15 protein-coding genes and 1 tRNA gene are annotated in these 15,301 nt (G+C 53.6%); 11 read left to right on the top strand and 5 right to left on the bottom strand.

Annotated features, from left to right (window positions below):
- Nucleotides 1–2: 2 nt before the first annotated feature.
- Both B3M32_RS09810 and B3M32_RS09805 read left to right on the top strand, forming a co-directional pair.
- Nucleotides 3–74: transfer RNA gene (locus B3M32_RS09810), tRNA-Met, on the top strand.
- An 18-nt stretch (nucleotides 75–92) separates the two neighbouring features.
- Complete coding sequence (locus B3M32_RS09805; protein ID WP_290746084.1) at nucleotides 93–524, top strand: hypothetical protein; 432 nt, start codon at nucleotides 93–95, stop codon at nucleotides 522–524.
- On the opposite strand, the gene trpA is transcribed toward B3M32_RS09805, so the two are convergent.
- Both trpA and trpB read right to left on the bottom strand, forming a co-directional pair.
- A complete protein-coding gene (gene trpA, locus B3M32_RS09800) occupies nucleotides 525–1,286 on the bottom strand; it encodes a tryptophan synthase subunit alpha (protein ID WP_290746087.1) in 762 nt (253 codons plus the stop codon).
- A gap of 160 nt (nucleotides 1,287–1,446) precedes the next feature.
- Nucleotides 1,447–2,718 (bottom strand): tryptophan synthase subunit beta, encoded by a 1,272-nt coding sequence (trpB, locus tag B3M32_RS09795; RefSeq protein ID WP_290746081.1) that lies wholly within the window; start codon nucleotides 2,716–2,718, stop codon nucleotides 1,447–1,449.
- A gap of 373 nt (nucleotides 2,719–3,091) precedes the next feature.
- Here trpB and B3M32_RS09790 point away from each other — a divergent pair, with 373 nt between their 5' ends.
- From B3M32_RS09790 to B3M32_RS09750, 9 genes are all read left to right on the top strand, one after another.
- On the top strand, nucleotides 3,092–3,562 hold the full coding sequence (locus B3M32_RS09790; protein ID WP_290746078.1) for a hypothetical protein: 471 nt from the start codon (nucleotides 3,092–3,094) through the stop codon (nucleotides 3,560–3,562).
- 13 nt (nucleotides 3,563–3,575) lie between these two features.
- Nucleotides 3,576–4,001, top strand: a complete 426-nt coding sequence (locus tag B3M32_RS09785; protein ID WP_290746074.1) for a hypothetical protein — start codon at nucleotides 3,576–3,578, stop codon at nucleotides 3,999–4,001.
- 34 nt (nucleotides 4,002–4,035) lie between these two features.
- Nucleotides 4,036–4,665, top strand: coding sequence for a dTMP kinase (gene tmk, locus B3M32_RS09780; RefSeq protein WP_290746071.1), 630 nt, complete (start codon nucleotides 4,036–4,038; stop codon nucleotides 4,663–4,665).
- A 66-nt stretch (nucleotides 4,666–4,731) separates the two neighbouring features.
- A complete protein-coding gene (locus B3M32_RS09775) occupies nucleotides 4,732–5,382 on the top strand; it encodes an FISUMP domain-containing protein (RefSeq protein WP_290746068.1) in 651 nt (216 codons plus the stop codon).
- Nucleotides 5,383–5,405: 23 nt separating this feature from the next.
- Nucleotides 5,406–6,110 (top strand): FISUMP domain-containing protein, encoded by a 705-nt coding sequence (locus B3M32_RS09770; protein WP_290746065.1) that lies wholly within the window; start codon nucleotides 5,406–5,408, stop codon nucleotides 6,108–6,110.
- Between the two features lie 24 nt (nucleotides 6,111–6,134).
- Nucleotides 6,135–6,881 (top strand): FISUMP domain-containing protein, encoded by a 747-nt coding sequence (locus tag B3M32_RS09765; RefSeq protein ID WP_290746062.1) that lies wholly within the window; start codon nucleotides 6,135–6,137, stop codon nucleotides 6,879–6,881.
- A 60-nt stretch (nucleotides 6,882–6,941) separates the two neighbouring features.
- A complete protein-coding gene (locus B3M32_RS09760; protein WP_290746059.1) occupies nucleotides 6,942–8,024 on the top strand; it encodes a metallophosphoesterase in 1,083 nt (360 codons plus the stop codon).
- A gap of 50 nt (nucleotides 8,025–8,074) precedes the next feature.
- The gene (locus B3M32_RS09755) at nucleotides 8,075–9,244 is read left to right on the top strand and encodes an exonuclease SbcCD subunit D (protein WP_290746056.1); all 1,170 of its coding nucleotides are present in this window, start codon (nucleotides 8,075–8,077) and stop codon (nucleotides 9,242–9,244) included.
- A complete protein-coding gene (locus B3M32_RS09750) occupies nucleotides 9,241–12,048 on the top strand; it encodes an AAA family ATPase (protein WP_290746053.1) in 2,808 nt (935 codons plus the stop codon). Before B3M32_RS09755 ends, B3M32_RS09750 begins: the two co-directional genes overlap by 4 nt.
- A 58-nt stretch (nucleotides 12,049–12,106) precedes the next feature.
- Here B3M32_RS09750 and B3M32_RS09745 read toward each other — a convergent pair whose 3' ends face one another.
- The 3 genes from B3M32_RS09745 to B3M32_RS09735 are packed head-to-tail and all read right to left on the bottom strand — an operon-like array spanning nucleotide 12,107 to nucleotide 15,248.
- On the bottom strand, nucleotides 12,107–13,591 hold the full coding sequence (locus tag B3M32_RS09745; protein ID WP_290746051.1) for a hypothetical protein: 1,485 nt from the start codon (nucleotides 13,589–13,591) through the stop codon (nucleotides 12,107–12,109).
- 32 nt (nucleotides 13,592–13,623) lie between these two features.
- Nucleotides 13,624–14,817: a glycosyltransferase gene (locus B3M32_RS09740; RefSeq protein WP_290746048.1), complete on the bottom strand. Its 1,194-nt coding sequence runs from the start codon at nucleotides 14,815–14,817 to the stop codon at nucleotides 13,624–13,626.
- Nucleotides 14,814–15,248, bottom strand: coding sequence for a hypothetical protein (locus tag B3M32_RS09735; RefSeq protein ID WP_290746045.1), 435 nt, complete (start codon nucleotides 15,246–15,248; stop codon nucleotides 14,814–14,816). The genes B3M32_RS09740 and B3M32_RS09735 overlap by 4 nt, the downstream gene beginning before the upstream one ends.
- Nucleotides 15,249–15,301: the final 53 nt, after the last annotated feature.

Genomic DNA, 15,301 nt, shown 5'->3' with positions numbered 1-15,301 from the left:
ATGGCGGTTTAGCTCAGCGGTAGAGCACTGGAATCATAATCCATTGGTCCGGGGTTCAAATCCCTGAACCGCTATTAAAAAAAGAGGCGCATATGTCGAAACGAATTCTTGTAATTTCAATTTTGGCAATCGCCTCTTTTTTTGTTGCCTGTTCCGAAAGTGACGAAGTCACTCCCGAAATGATCAAGTCCCAGTCGACCGCACCCAAGTCGCTTCCCATTGTCACTGTCGAAGAATTTGTGGCTCCTGCCAATCCGGTGGTGACCGAGGACCAGGCCAAGCGCTACGCGAAGGCGAGCGCCGCGCTCGTGGAACTCGGCGTAAAGTGGAGCGAACGCATCGATAAAGCTACCGATGGCGAAAAGGTCCAGATCTTGAATGCATACAACGTGGCCCGTGACCAGTTGTGCGCCCGCGTAGGCCTTGCCGGCATTGCGGAATACAACTGGATTACGACAGTCGCGCTTCCGAATGCGCAGAACAGGGCCGTGTTCGAGGCCGCCGGCGTAAAGCCGATCAACTGATCACTGCAGCCCCGTAAGTTCCTTGGCCTTGGCTTCAATCTGTTCGATTGCCAGGGCCTTTCCTTTATCTGTATTTTCGTTGGCGAGCACGATGTTCACGAACACGGAACCCGCGACCACCGCGTACACGTGCTTGCTCAATACCTTGGACTGTTCGCCGTTACGGATGCCGAAGCCGCCGAGCACCTTGGCGCCACCCTTGCCGACGGTATCGATGAAGTCGAGTGTCGCCTGGTCAATCGTCGTTTCGCTGCCGGTCGTACCTGCGCGGAGGGCCGCGTAGATGTACTTGAAGCCCTTGGAAGCCATCGTCTCGAGGCGTTCCTTCGTCATGCTCGGGGCCGCCACCGGGATATTCTCGAGGCCATGTTTTTTGCAGGCTTCGGTGAGACCTTCGTCGCAGTCAAACGGCAGGTCGGGAATGATGCAGGCCGAAACACCCGCGTCCTTGCACATCTTGACGAAGTTCTCGATGCCAGGCGTAAAAGCGAGCGAGCCGTAGGTCATGATGTAAATCGGAGTTTCGGGGTGGCGTTCGTGAATCTTCTTCACGACTTCGAGCCCCTGCTTGGTGGAATAGCCTTTTTCGAGAGCGATGGTGGAGGCGGTCTGGATGGCCGGACCGTCGGCACTTGGATCGCTGAATGCGAGTTGGATTTCAAGGATGTTGGCGCCACCCTTCACGAGGGCGTCGGCGATGGCGATGGATGTTTCTTCGTCCGGGAATCCGGCAATGAGATGAGACATTAAGTTCATAGTGATAACTCTCTTTATAATGTTCTAGCTACGTCATGGCGGACTTGATCCGCCATCTAGATTGATGCCTTTGGCATCCTTGGCTTCGGTTCGGATATAGAATTACAAGTAATTCTGCATCTCTCGCCTTGCTCAAGTTTCCGGCTCGGAGGCCGGAATGACGTCTTTATTTCTTATTCATTATCTCCGCGTCGTGGATGTCTTCGTTGTTGTCGAGGCGCTTGAGTTCGGCCTTCAGGAATTCCTTCCACTTTTCGGGTCGGAACACCGGACTCGTAATAAAGATGTCCTTGTCGCCGCGGCCACTCATGTTGATGACGAGCGCCTTGTCCTTCGGGAGTTCCTTCGCAATCTTCATGGCGGCAGCACCCGCGTGGGCGCTTTCGAGAGCAAAGAGAATGCCTTCGTTGCGGGCGAAGAACTTCACCGCTTCCAGGGCTTCCTTGTCGAGGATGCTCGTGAATTCCACGCGGCCCGATTCGCCGAGGGCGGCGAGCTGCGGGCCGATGCCCATGTAGTCGAGGCCTGCCGAAATGGAACGCGTCGGTAGCGACTGTCCGTCTTCGTCGATGAGGAAGCGGCTCTTGTAACCCTGCACAATACCTTCGCGGCTCGCGTTGCCCGTCATGCGGGAAGCGTTCTCGCCCACGTTCGGGCCGATACCGCCGGCTTCGGCACCGATCAGGCGCACGTTCGCATCGTTAATGAACGGGGTGAACACGCCGATGGAATTGCTTCCGCCACCCACGCATGCGACAACCGCAGCAATATCGATGTTGCGTTCTGCGGCCTGGCGCTTGACTTCTTCGCCGATGATGGACTGGAACGTACGGACAATATCCGGGAACGGTGCTGGGCCGAGGGCGGAACCGAGCACATAATGCGTGTTCTTGAAATTCGTTGCCCAGTCGCGCATGGCCTCGTTCACGGCATCCTTCAGGGTGCGGCTGCCGCTCGTGACCGGCACGACCTTCGCGCCGTACATTTCCATGGTCGCCACGTTCGGCTGCTGACGGCGCACGTCGACTTCGCCCATATACACCACACATTCGAGCCCGAGTTTGGCGCAAGCGGCGGCAGTGGCGAGCCCGTGCTGGCCGGCACCCGTCTCCGCGATGATGCGGGTCTTGCCCATCTTCTTTGCGAGCAAGCACTGACCGATGGCGTTGTTGATCTTGTGGGCGCCCGTGTTGGCAAGGCCTTCGAGCTTGATGTAAATCTGCGCACCGCCCAGGAGTTCGGTCGCCGTCGGGGCAAAGTACAGCGGAGTCTCGCGGCCAATGTAGTCGCGCTGGATAACGCGCAACTCCTCGAGGAATTCCGGATCGCGGATGTACTTGTTGAAAGCCTCTTCGAGGTCGTCGAGCGGGCGGCGGATGATTTCGGCAACGTACTTGCCGCCGAACTTGTCAAAGAAACCGTTGTTAGAATAGGTCATAGGTCGTAGGTATTAGGTGTTAGGGGTGAAATTCAAGGTTAAGGGTTTAAATTCTCGGGGTAAAAATTAAAGGCCTTCGGGGAGTCCGAAAGCCTTTTACAAATCTCTTGATGAAAACGGCAAAACCGGACTCTATGTTCTAGAGCCCCACCACCAACGGTTGAAACGGATTGCAGAATTGTTCATCATGCCGCCTAATTTAGGAATGTCCTTTTTGAATGGCAAGGGGTCGCCTTCAAAAAAGTTGCTTAACGGGCGTGATTTTGGTCAATTTTAACGATTATCATAAAATAATACTTCTTTCCGAAAAATTGTTTGCTTATATTTACAATCAAGGTCCTTCTGTCATTCCCCAAACGGAGAAGCATTCCCTATGAATAAAAGAAATATGGTTCTTGCGCTTATCGCATTAATCGTTATGTCTCTTACCGGTTGCGCACATCAGTATGCGTTGAAGGAAAACTGGGTTGATGACGATGACTTGATGGCTGTAGTCAGCGATCCTCAAATTAGCTCCTGGTCCAAAAGATTTGGAACTCCGGTCTTTACGGAAATTAGACAGGACACGGTAGAATTCATTTATAATTACAAGCCTCATCTCTATAAATCAAGAGATAATGGTCGAATGTTCAAACCCAATGACAAAGATCGTTTGGATTTATGGAATGACCGCACCGAATATGTGGGATTCGTCATTTACCAGGATCGTATCATTCAGGTAAGGCCGCGTCCTGATTATGCGGAAACGCAGCAGGTTGATTCTGCAACGCCGTTCCCGTATTGGATATTTATAGCTCTTGCCGCGCTCGGTGGTCTTATAACTTTGATTGTGTTAACTGAATAGGAGTGGGGTGAAAATGCGTGCCATTGTATGGATGCTTCTTGTCTTTTCTGTGGCGTTATTTGCCCAGGATGAAATGTGCAGGGATTTTTGCAAGAAGTGTGAAGGTGAGTCTTCTGAAGTATGTTCTTCCATAGAACAGAATTGCAATTGTTCTGCCAGTTCTCCGGAAACGGAGTATGAAATTGAAAGCAGCTCCGATTCTAGCGAGCCGGAACCAGTTGCAAAAAGTGAACCTGAAAGCTTAGATAAGAAACCTGAAAATAAGAGTGGGCCTTTAGTCAATGTGGATTTTGGTGCTAAAGGGGATGACGAGACTACGGCCGTTTTAAAAAAAGACGGCTCCTATGAGCTACAAAGTAAAAATCATGCGGGAATTGTATTTTCTGTAATATTGGGAGTAGCGCTGGTTGTTGCTTTGGTTTTTACCATGGCCCAATAAGCAGTTTCCTAAAAAAATATTAGATTTAGCCTTGATGAGAACATCAAGGCATTTTTTTAGCCTGGAAGGCATTGACGGGTCGGGAAAGTCGACCCATATCGAGAAGCTCGCCGCCGCCCTCGAGGCGGAAGGCTATTCCGTTGTGAGGCTCCGCGAGCCGGGCGGTGCGAAGATTTCGGAACGCATCCGCGAGATTCTTCTGGACGCTTCGTTCAAGGGCGTCATGGCCGACAAGACGGAACTGCTTTTGTACAATGCGGCGCGTGCCCAGGTGATTGCCGAGATTATCCAGCCGGCGCTCGATGCGGGCAAGATTGTGATTGCCGACCGTTTCGCGTGGAGCACGTTTGCCTACCAGGGCTATGCACGCGGACTCGGTGCCGAATACGTGCAGAAGCTGACCGAGATTACGTGCGGGGACTGCTTCCCGGAACTGACGGTAGTGCTTGACCTGACCGTGGAACAGAGCCGCGCGCGCACCGCGAAGCGGGGCGGGGCACCCGATCGATTGGAGCAGGAAAAGGCCGACTTTTTCGAGAGGGTGCGCCAGGGGTACCTGGCCGCGGCCCGTGACTACCCGGATTGCGTGGCGGCTATCGATGTGGACCGTCCTTTCGAAGAAGTCTCCGCCGACTTGATTAAGCTCGTGAAGTCGAGACTGTAAGGGCCGGCTTAGGTAAGTTTATCTTGTATAATATAGATTAATTTATATTTAAGACAGGATTATATCATGAAATATGTGGCATTGTTTTTTGTTTGCATGCTGGTTGTAGCCTGCTCTGAAAAATCAACAGAAGCGGAGCCGTTTGATGCCAGCAAGGTATGCCCGGAAACTCAGCGGGGAACTTTCGTCGATGAACGTGACGGCCAGGAATACAAGTACACGACTATCGGTGACCAGATATGGATGGCAGAAAACTTGAATTATGCTGTGGGTTCGGAAATAAAAGATATGTATCCATCATCTTGTAGCTCATATAAAGATAATTGTGATGGTCGCGGCCTATTATATCCTTTTAGTTATATAAAAAGCGCATGTCCTGCAGGTTGGCACTTGCCAAAGCAAAAGGAATGGGACGAACTATATGACAAAATGGGTGGAATTGATGTTGCAGGAGAGCGTTTAAAGGCTGTTGACGGGTGGTCCCCACTCAATCGGGAGGATCCTCAAGGAGGGACGGATGATTGCGGGTTCTCCCTTAAACCGGCATTAGCCTCTGGTATGAACCGAGATGGATATGCGGCCGAACTATGGTCTGCCTCATTAGAGGAATTGAACGGTAATCCTATAACGGAGTATTTCTACTCAAATAAATCATTTGTGAGAGTCGATTATGATACAGATTGGCAATATTACTCAATCCGATGTGTAAAAAATTAAAGGAACTAAAAGGATAAAGAAGAATGAGATTGTTGAAAGTTTTACTGGGGTATACTAGCGCCATATTTGCGTTAATGGCATGTACCACAAATACGAATAATTCAGACGAAGAGGATGATTTTGACGCCAGTATCGTATGTCCTGCTGCGGGAGAGAATGCCTATGGCATGCCGAACCGCGGAACGTTTGTCGATGAACGTGACGGTCAGGAATACAAGTACACGACCATCGGTGACCAGGTTTGGATGGCGGAAAACTTAAACTATGATGCTCAAGGAAGTATTTGCCAGGGTCGAGATACATCCAAGTGCGCATTGTATGGCCGGCTTTATAGTTACGTTGGTCGCGTTCCAGATCGTACAATTGATACCATCAACTGGAATTTTATAGATTCGGTATGTCCAAATGGCTGGCATTTACCGACATTGACGGAATGGAAACAACTGGGTTCGGTCGTAGGAGGAATTGAGACAGAAATCGCCGCATCACGTTTGAAATCTGTTTCTGGGTGGGAAAAGAGTAAATGGGGCGCAGGAATAGATGCGTGTGCGTTTTCTGTTTTACCAGGAGGAGGATTTTCATATGAAAGTACAAGTGAGGGTGTTGCTGGCGCATTTCTTTCATCGACATCGGGATTCGAAAGTCTGAACTATAACATATCATTTGATGGAATTATGGGATATGGTTTGGGAGCGGGTCGTTATTCTATCCGATGCATAAGAAATTAAAAGACCTAAGGGATTGGGGATGTAATGAGAACATTAAAGATTTGTTTAATCGTTGCTTTTTCTATTGTTGCGAAGATGAATAAATTAAAACTGGTTGCGTTATGTTTTTTAATGCTTTTGACATCATGTTCAACAGAACCTGATGATTCCGATGACGACAGCTTTGATGCGAGCGTCGTATGCCCGGCAGAGGGGACGAACGCCTATGGCATGCCGAATCGCGGAACGTTTGTTGACGAACGTGATGGGCAGGAATACAGGTACACGACTATCGGTGACCAGGTTTGGATGGCGGAAAACTTAAACTATGATGCTCAAGGAAGTATTTGCCAGGGTCGTGATCCATCCAAGTGTGAAATATATGGGAGACTTTATAGTTACGTTGGTCACGTTCCAGATCGTACAATTGATACCATCAACTGGAATTTTATCGATTCTGTTTGCCCAAATGGCTGGCACTTGCCCTCATTAGCGGAATGGAAGAAATTAGGGTCTTTTGTTGGGGGAATGAATACGGAAAAAGCTGCCTTGAGATTGAAGAGTGTTGATGGGTGGGAAAAGAGTAATTGGGGGGCGGGAATAGATGCTTGTGCATTTTCTGTTTTACCAGGGGGATTTTTTTCGTATGAAAGTTCAAGTGAAGGAAATTCAGCATTGTTTCTTACGGCGACGGCAGAATTCGAAGATATGAATAATCTTGTAGCTTTGGATAAAGAATTAGTGTATGGACCTTCGCCTGGTCGCTATTCCATTCGTTGTATAAAAAACTAAAGAGCTAAAAGGATTAGGGAAGAAAGAGAGTATTAAAGTTTTTAATCTCGTTTAGGGCCTATGATTTTTCTTTTTATCCTTCTGTTCGGCGTCTTGTTCCTGTTCGTGAATATACGGCAGGTGGCTCCTGGTAACAGGGGAAGCATTGCGGCGGGGCTTGCCGTTATTGCGCTGCCTGTCTGCTTTATTTTTCGCGGGCACTTGTGGGCGTGCGTGGGCCAGGCTTTTTTGGCGGTGTGGCTTTGCGAGGCGCTGCTCCTCTATATTTTCTGGTGGCTGTTCCGCGGTATCCGCAGGCTCGCGCTACGCCGTCCGCTTTCACACCGGATGAACATTATGGTTGCGCGCAGCCTGCTTGCGCTCTCGGTCTTGGTGTCGGCGGTGATGTGCGTTGCCGGATATTTCCACAATGCAGATTATTACCTGCGCCGCACGGATGTGGACTTGCCGGGCGATTCGCATTTTACCGCGCTCTTCTTTAGCGACTTGCATATCGACCCGCTCTTTGACCGCGACAAGGCCTTGCACATTCTGCACGATGCCGACAGCGTGCGGCCCGACTTCATCTTTTTTGGCGGCGACCTTTCGGACGAACACGATTCGCTGATGACCCTCGAGGGTTACGACAAGATTTTCAGGGAGCTTGCGGGGAAGGCCCGCGTGTACGCTTTTGCCGTGGACGGGAACCACGAAGCCTACATGGAACGTAGCGGCAGCGACCCGCATGGTTGGCTGCGGCGCAACGGATGGACTGTGCTGGAAGATTCTACGGCATGTACAGAACTTGTTTGCATTACGGGCCGCGTTGACCACCAGGTGGCGCGAGTGCGTGGTGTGGAACGTTTGCCGCTCGACTTTATCGCGCCCGCGAAGGATTCACGTGTGCCGTGGATTGTGCTGGACCACCAGCCCCGCGGTCTCGATTCGCTCGATACGCGCAAGCCAGACTTTGCGCTTTCGGGACACACGCACGATGGGCAGTTTTTCCCGGGGACGGTCATCATCAACTGGGTTTGGAAAATCGCCTACGGTTTTGGCGAGCTGGATGGAATCAAGTGGCTCGTGACGAGCGGCGTGCACAGCTGGGGCCCTCCGGTGCGCGTGGGCAGCGACGCCGAGATGTGGATTCTTGATTTTAAATAGTCAAATTTTGACACCTGCGTGATGCTATATTTAGGGTGAGAGGTTATTGAATGAAGTTCCTGCATCTGGCCGATTTACATATAGGCAAGCGCGTGTGCGAGCACAGTATGCTCGACGAACAGGTGTATATACTGCGTGAAATTCTGGGAATCGTGTGCGAGGAGCATCCGGACGCGGTGCTGATTGCGGGCGATGTTTACGACAAGTCGGTGCCTAGCGCCGAGGCGGTGGCCGTGCTCGACGATTTTCTGGTGAAACTTTCTGCGACGGGTACCAAGGTGTTCGTGCTGAGCGGGAACCACGATTCCGCGGAACGCATTGCGTTTGGCGGGCGCCTGATGAAGGGCATGGGCGTGTACATGTCGCCCGTGTACAACGGCGAATTTGCGCCAGTGACGCTCAAGGATGAAATGGGCGAGGTGGATTTGTGGATGCTCCCGTTCGTGCGCCCTGCCGACGTGCGTGCCCATCTCGAGAGTGACGAGGATCGCGACGCGGTGACGGACTATACCTCTGCCATGCGCATGGCGATTGCGCAAATGAAATTTACGGAAGGCCGCAGGAATGTGCTCGTGGCGCACCAGTTCGTGACGGGTGCGGAACGCAGTGAATCCGAAGAGAACGTGGGCGGCCTCGACAATGTGGATGCCTCGGTGTTCGAGAAGTTTGACTATGTGGCGCTCGGGCATATACACAAGCCGCAGAACGTGGCGAAAGATGCTGACGGCACGGTGAGAGCGCGCTATAGCGGCACGCCGCTCAAGTATTCGCTTTCGGAAGCAGCGCATGCGAAGTCCGTGACCGTCGTAGAACTGGGCGCGGCCTTGCAGGTGCGCGAGGTTCCGCTGAAACCGTTGCACGATGTGCGCGAGATTCGCGGGACGTTCGCGGAGCTTGTGTCGCCGGAATTCCGCACGGCGCAGGTGGCGGCAGGCAATAAGCTTGACGATTTTGTGTACGTGAAGCTCACCGACGAGAACGACGTTCCCGACGCAGCGCAGAAGCTGCGCGGCATTTACCCGAACCTGATGATGCTCGATTACGACAACGAGCGCACGCGCAACCAGCAGATTGCGGTGGGTGTGGAAGCTGTCGAGAAAAAATCGCCGATGCAGTTGTTCGGTGAATTCTTTGAAGAAATGACACGTCGCGAAATGAACCCCGAAGAACTCGAGTTTGTTCAGGGCGTTGTCGATGGAATCTGGGAGGGCGAAAGATGAGACCGACCAGGCTGATTATTTCTGCATTCGGGCCGTACGCGGAGCGTACCGTCATTGATTTGGATAAGCTCGGCAAGAGCGGGCTCTACTTGATTTCGGGCGATACGGGCGCCGGCAAGACGACGATTTTCGATGCGATTACGTATGCGTTGTTCGGGCGTGCGAGCGGCGACAACCGCGACGATGCGAAGTTGTTCCGCTGTACGAATGCGACTCCCGAGACAAAGACCGAAGTGGACTTGACATTTGAATACGCGGGCAAGGAATACCGCATCGTACGCAATCCCGAGTACATGCGCCCCAAGGCGCGCGGCGAAGGGCTCACGAAAGAAGCCGCCGCGGTTACGTTCTACTATCCCGAAGCTAGCGGCAGGCAGGGCCCCGCAAGCCGCCCGGTGACCAAGGACAAGGATGTTGCTGCCGCCGTGCAGGCGGTAATCGGCATAGACCGCGATCAGTTTACGCAAATCGCGATGATTGCGCAGGGCGACTTTATGAAGCTCCTGCTTTCGACGACGGATGAGCGCAAAAAGATTTTCCGTAAGATCTTCAAGACGGACAAGTTTGGCGCCTTGCAGGATGAACTCAAGAGGCGCGCCTCGGAAATCGAGAAGCAGTGCGGCGATAGCGAGAATGCGGCATGCTTGATGGTGGCGCAGTTGCAGTGTGGCGAAGAATCGGCGCACGCGCAGAATCTGGAACAGGCGAAGAACCTGGCCGCAGCAAGGCAGGTTGCCGACTGGCAGGGTGTTTGCGCCGTCACCGAATCGGTAATTGCCGAAGATGAACAGGCACAAGCCGGCATGAAGAATGAACTTGATTTGGCCGACAAGAAACTCGGCGTGCTGAATACGGAAATCGGTCGCGCCGAAGGCGTGGAAAAGGCACGCAAGGGGCTTGGCGATGCGAAGGACAAACTCAAGAAGCTCGTGCCGCAAATGGAGCCGTTGAAAAAGGCTGTCGATGAAGCCGAAGCGAAAGTCCCTGAATGCGACAAGTTGCAAGAAGCCATTACGACCCTGAACAACTTGCTCCCGGAATACGCCAGGCTCGAAAACGTCCGTACCGAAATAAGCAACAAGGAAAGGGAGCTTGACCGAAACAGGGACATGCTCATTACGCGCAAGGAAGTTTTCAAGAAGCAGAGCGATGAACTCCAGAAACTGGAGGAGGAATTCAACGGGCTTTCGGACGCCGGGGAGAACAGGGCGAAATTCGAGGCGCAGAGAGAAAATCTCAATATGCGCAAGGAGCAACTCTTGCGCACGGGCACGCTGGTAAAGGAACTTGACGATGCTGGAAAGGCCTTCCGCGACGCGCAGGAAGAATACCTCGATGCTGACAAGAAGTATAGACAAGGTAACGATTCTTACGAAGCGAAGAACCGCGCGTTTTTGAACGAGCAGGCGGGAATCCTCGCGGAAACTCTCGAAGAAGGGTGCGCCTGCCCGGTATGCGGTTCCAAGGACCATCCGCACAAGGCGTGCAAATCGGCAGAGGCTCCGACGCAGGCGGAAATCGAGCAACTCAAGAATACGCGCGATGGCCTGCTTGATGACCGCAACAAGAAGGCGGACGGTGCGGCCCGCGCGAAGGCCTCGCGCGACGCCAAGCAAGTCGAACTCGATAAAAAGCTGGCGGAACTCTTTGGCGACTGCCCTATTGATAGCGCCAAGGAAAGAATCCGCACGGAATTCGATGCGGTGAAGGAATCGCTGCGCGAAACCGACAACAGGCTCAGCGACGAAATCAAGAGGGAAGAGCGCAAGAAGAAACTGGATGCGGACATTCCGGAACTCAGGAAGCTTCTGGACAAGAGCCGCGAAGAAAACGACACCCTTTCTAACAAGATTTCTGCGGCAGAGGCAGAACTCCAGACACAAAAGAAGAATCTTAAGGAATCGCTCGACAAGCTTCCGTTTATAAGCAAGGCGGATGCCGACAAGGATATCCGCGAGAAGTCCGCCGCGCTTTCGGAATTGCGGGTTGCCCGCAAGAACGCTACCGAAGAATTTGACAAGCGTAAGACGGAGATGGCGGATTTGGAAGGCCAGATCAAGTCGTTCTCGTCGCAGCTCGAGGGAGCCAAGGAATATGATCTTGAGGCCCTGAGGGCAGAACGCGACGGCGTTTCGGACGCTCGCAACGCCTTGAACGAAAAAATGAACCGGGTCGCATCGCGACAGTCGCAGAACAGGAATGCCCTTTCGCAAATCCGCAAGACGGTGGATTCCCTTGGGGAACTTTTCCGCAGGCGCGGCTGGATAAGGAACCTTTCCGATACGGCGAACGGCGGGCTTTCGGGAACGAGCAAGGTGATGCTCGAGACCTATGTGCAGGCGTCGTACTTCGACCGCATCGTGCATCGCGCGAATATGCGCTTCCGGATTCTTTCGAACGGGCAGTACGAACTGGTGCGCCGCGTGGAGGCTTCCAATAACAGGAGCCAGAGCGGGCTCGACTTGAATGTGCTCGACCATGCGAGCGGCAGGCAGCGCGAGGTGAAGACGCTTAGCGGCGGCGAAAGCTTCTTGGCGTCGCTCTCACTGGCGCTTGGCCTTGCTGACGAGGTGCAGAGTTCCGCGGGCGGTATCCAGCTCGACACGATGTTCGTGGACGAAGGTTTCGGTTCGCTCGACGAAGAAAGCCTGCGACTCGCCATCAATACGCTGCAGACGCTCGCGGGCGACAACCGCCTGGTGGGTATCATCAGCCACGTGAACGAGCTCGAGCGCAAGATTGAAAAGATTGTCCGCGTAAAGAAAGACGAGAATAAAATCAGTCGCGTGACCATCGAAGTATAAAAAACAGGCCCCTTCAAGGGGCCGTTCTTATAAGATGCCATTTTTTACGGGACGTAAATTACGGGATGTTGTTCGGCCTGACTCCGTATATGCGGGTTTGCTCGACGTCGACAAACGAAGATACGCCCGTATCGAAGTTGCCGGCTGCTTTTTCCGCATCGAATGTCCGGTTGCCTTTGTTGAGGGCTTCGGAGAACGTGGCATTCTTGTTGGCAATCATGGTCGTTTCCAGGAAGTCTATGATATTGGAATTGAGGTCTTGGCGCCATCCCACAAAGGCGTGGCCGGGGATTTCAATGATTATCGGTTGCATTCCGAGCGCTTCGAAAATCGAGGCGAACAGGTGCGTCGTTTCGATGCAGAGTCCGTCACGGCTGCGCAGCACTTCGATGGGGTAGTTCACTTTTTGACTGGGACTGCCGACTCCGTTGTTCTGCACGTAGGCGATGCCGCGGGCTTGCAGGATTTCGAAAACGGCCTTCCCGACGCGCCTGGAGCTTTGGGCAATGGAGGTGTCGGCGGAATATTGCTGGTAGACCTTGACGGTGCCGCCGGGCAATTTCTGTTTCAGGTCGTTCAGGATGTTGTCGATGGAATCCATGGCGGGAGTCACCCATACCGTTTTCCACAATTCGCGATTCTTGAGCCCGACGAGTTCACCGCCGTTGACTTGCATCGGGTGGACGGTCGTGGGCTGCGATGCCGAGTAGAAAAGGATTTCGCGATCGTTCTCGAGCGCATATACCCGTACCTGGAACTGTGTCGCTATCGGCGAGGTCACAGCCAACAGTGCCGCATTGTTGAACTTGTAGCTGGGGGCGAGTATGACGGACGTGTCGGGATTGGCGATGCCCGTTACCGTGGCCGTGTCGGTGAATCCCGTAATCCATGTCTTGAGCATCACCTTTTTCCAGCGGCAGGGAACGTTGGAATTGTTCTTGTCGCAGGTGTTACGGACCTTGACGGAAAGCGGCATGGGGAAGGGCTTGCCGTCGGTTCCGAGATAGTCCTTGTACATCAGCGGGTATTGGTTTGCGAACGCCCCGTAGATTTGTTCCTTGTACGTCCATATGAAGGCGTCCATCGTGCGGATGGCGTTCTGGTAGTAGATGTCGTTATAGACGCTGTCGACAAGTTTCTGGTAGAGCGAGTCGTAGTCGGCGAGCTTGAGGCTGTCGAGCAGCGCCTGGCGCGTGGAATCCATCCACGCCGCACTGTAGGCGTTGTCGAAAAGAATCTTGTAGACGGTATCGACGTAGGGTTCCGCGTACAGGCTGTCCCACAGGGTGCCCGTGATTTCGTCGCGCAGCACCTGGGCGAGGGAGTCGACGTTGACTTCGGCGGCGTCCTTGCCGTCCCTGCCGTCTTTTCCGTCCTTGCCATCTTTGCCGCTGGCACCGTCCTTGCCGTCGATTCCGCTGACGCCGTCCCTGCCGTCGGTCCCGGCGATGCCATCGTCGCCGCTGTCGCCGGAACAGGCGGAAAGCGTGAACGCCGTGCACACGGCCAGCGCAGAAGATAGTACTCTGGAGAAGATTCGCATAGGGCCTCCTTCTATGTTGTTTCTAGCCTTTCTTATTTGCGGTTGCTTACGAGCTGTTCGTAAATTTCGAGCTGGCGCCTGGTGATGTTGTCCCAGGTAAAGTGTTCTGCGATGCGGTTGCGTGCGCCTTGCAGGAGCTGCGCCGTGAGTTGCGGGTTTTCTGCGAGGCGCTTGATGGCTTCGGCAAGGGCCTTCGGGTCTTTTTCGGGCACTAGCAGCCCGCTTACGTTGTCTACGACGACGTCGGGAATGCCGCCGACATTGCTTGCCACGACGGGCAGCCCGCTTTCCATGGCCTCGATGAGCACGACGCCGAGTCCTTCGGTGTCGCCCTTGTGGTCGACGATGGCGGGCAGCACGAAGACGTTCGCTTCACGGTACTCGCGGGCGAGTTCCGGTGCGATGAGCTTGCCGGTGAACAGGACGTGCGGGTACTGCGCGGCTTGCTGCTTGAGCTTCCCCGTGAGGTCGCCTTCGCCGACGATGCGGATTTCGAACTTGTCTGTCGGGAGGTATTTCGCTGCCTCGATGAGGTAGCAGATTCCCTTGCGCTCGATATGGCGGCCCACGAACAGCACCTTGAACTTGCCGTTTACCGCATGGGCCTCGGGGGCGTTACGGGGGTGTCCCCCGTCCCCATCTAAAGTCGTACCGTACGGGCTCCATTCGACATCTACGTCGCGGATGGCCTTGATCTTGCCGGCGGTGAAGCTCGAGTTCGCGAAGACGGACTGCGCCTGGCCTATGGCGAACTTGATCAAGGGGCGGACCCACTTGTGCTTGCGGATGAGCAGGAGTTCTGCGCCGTGGAAGTTGAGTACGAGCGGGATATGGAAAAGCTTGGCGGCGCCGAGCGCGATGTAGGCGTGCGGGAAGGGCCAGTGGGCGTGGATGATGTCGGGTTTCCACTTGCGGCAGACGGAAATGCACTTGAAGAACCCGCTGATGATGTAGGGGATGGCGAGGAGCTGCAGCCAGGGCCTGCTTGCCATCTTGCTGGGGGCGCCTTCTTCGTGCGTGAGGATTTCCCAGTCGGCGGGGGCGTAGCGGAACCGGTTGACGGGGGTGCCGTCGATGGCGTGGCTCCTGAGTCCCCTGTATGCCGGGGCGAGCACCTGGATTTCGGCGCCGGCCTTCTTGAGGTGCGCGACGGACATGCGGAGCCATGGGACTTCTGCATCTTTGTCGAATCTGGGGTATACGGAACCGATGACTAGGACTTTCATTTTTCCAGGATACATGCCGGGTAGACGATAGGCTTGATGGCGTTGTCCAGGACGGGGGCGAATTCGTTGTAGCCCTCTTCCCTGGCGGTCTGCTCGATACGGCCCTTGATGCGGTCCCAGCCGGGGAGCATGGAGTCCAGCAGGAGCATGCCTATGCCGCTTGTGCCGTCCAGGAAGCCGATAATGTCGCTGCCGCGGTTGTTCTTGGACAGCGCCTTGAAAACGGTTTCCCAAAACTTCAGGATGAGGTCCTCGTCTTTCAGGATAGACGAGATGGTGTTGAAATCCAGTTCGATATAAACGAAGGAACTCTTTTCTTCGTCGCTGCGGATAATTTCTTCCTGGCAGCGCCTCTCGAATATTTCCTCCGTGTAGATGGAAATATTGTAATGGTGTTTTCTAATCAAATTGAAGAGAGTTTCCTTCATCATCGACCTTAATTTAGTCTATTTTTAGAGTATGCAGAGATTGTTGAAATTAAAAA

This window comes from Fibrobacter sp. UBA4309, assembly GCF_002395745.1.
Taxonomy (GTDB): Bacteria; Fibrobacterota; Fibrobacteria; order Fibrobacterales; family Fibrobacteraceae; genus Fibrobacter.
This window is presented reverse-complemented; position numbering and strand designations above follow the sequence as displayed.

Excerpts from the sequence above, each read along its gene's own strand:
- B3M32_RS09755 (WP_290746056.1), top strand. The coding sequence starts at position 8,075 with ATGAAGTTCCTGCATCTGGCCGATTTACATATAGGCAAGCGCGTGTGC.
- B3M32_RS09745 (WP_290746051.1), bottom strand. The coding sequence starts at position 13,591 with ATGCGAATCTTCTCCAGAGTACTATCTTCTGCGCTGGCCGTGTGCACG.
- B3M32_RS09750 (WP_290746053.1), top strand. The coding sequence starts at position 9,241 with ATGAGACCGACCAGGCTGATTATTTCTGCATTCGGGCCGTACGCGGAG.
- B3M32_RS09765 (WP_290746062.1), top strand. The coding sequence starts at position 6,135 with ATGAGAACATTAAAGATTTGTTTAATCGTTGCTTTTTCTATTGTTGCG.
- B3M32_RS09775 (WP_290746068.1), top strand. The coding sequence starts at position 4,732 with ATGAAATATGTGGCATTGTTTTTTGTTTGCATGCTGGTTGTAGCCTGC.
- B3M32_RS09760 (WP_290746059.1), top strand. The coding sequence starts at position 6,942 with ATGATTTTTCTTTTTATCCTTCTGTTCGGCGTCTTGTTCCTGTTCGTG.
- B3M32_RS09805 (WP_290746084.1), top strand. The coding sequence starts at position 93 with ATGTCGAAACGAATTCTTGTAATTTCAATTTTGGCAATCGCCTCTTTT.
- trpB (WP_290746081.1), bottom strand. The coding sequence starts at position 2,718 with ATGACCTATTCTAACAACGGTTTCTTTGACAAGTTCGGCGGCAAGTAC.
- B3M32_RS09740 (WP_290746048.1), bottom strand. The coding sequence starts at position 14,817 with ATGAAAGTCCTAGTCATCGGTTCCGTATACCCCAGATTCGACAAAGAT.
- B3M32_RS09785 (WP_290746074.1), top strand. The coding sequence starts at position 3,576 with ATGCGTGCCATTGTATGGATGCTTCTTGTCTTTTCTGTGGCGTTATTT.
- B3M32_RS09735 (WP_290746045.1), bottom strand. The coding sequence starts at position 15,248 with ATGATGAAGGAAACTCTCTTCAATTTGATTAGAAAACACCATTACAAT.
- tmk (WP_290746071.1), top strand. The coding sequence starts at position 4,036 with ATGAGAACATCAAGGCATTTTTTTAGCCTGGAAGGCATTGACGGGTCG.
- B3M32_RS09770 (WP_290746065.1), top strand. The coding sequence starts at position 5,406 with ATGAGATTGTTGAAAGTTTTACTGGGGTATACTAGCGCCATATTTGCG.
- B3M32_RS09790 (WP_290746078.1), top strand. The coding sequence starts at position 3,092 with ATGAATAAAAGAAATATGGTTCTTGCGCTTATCGCATTAATCGTTATG.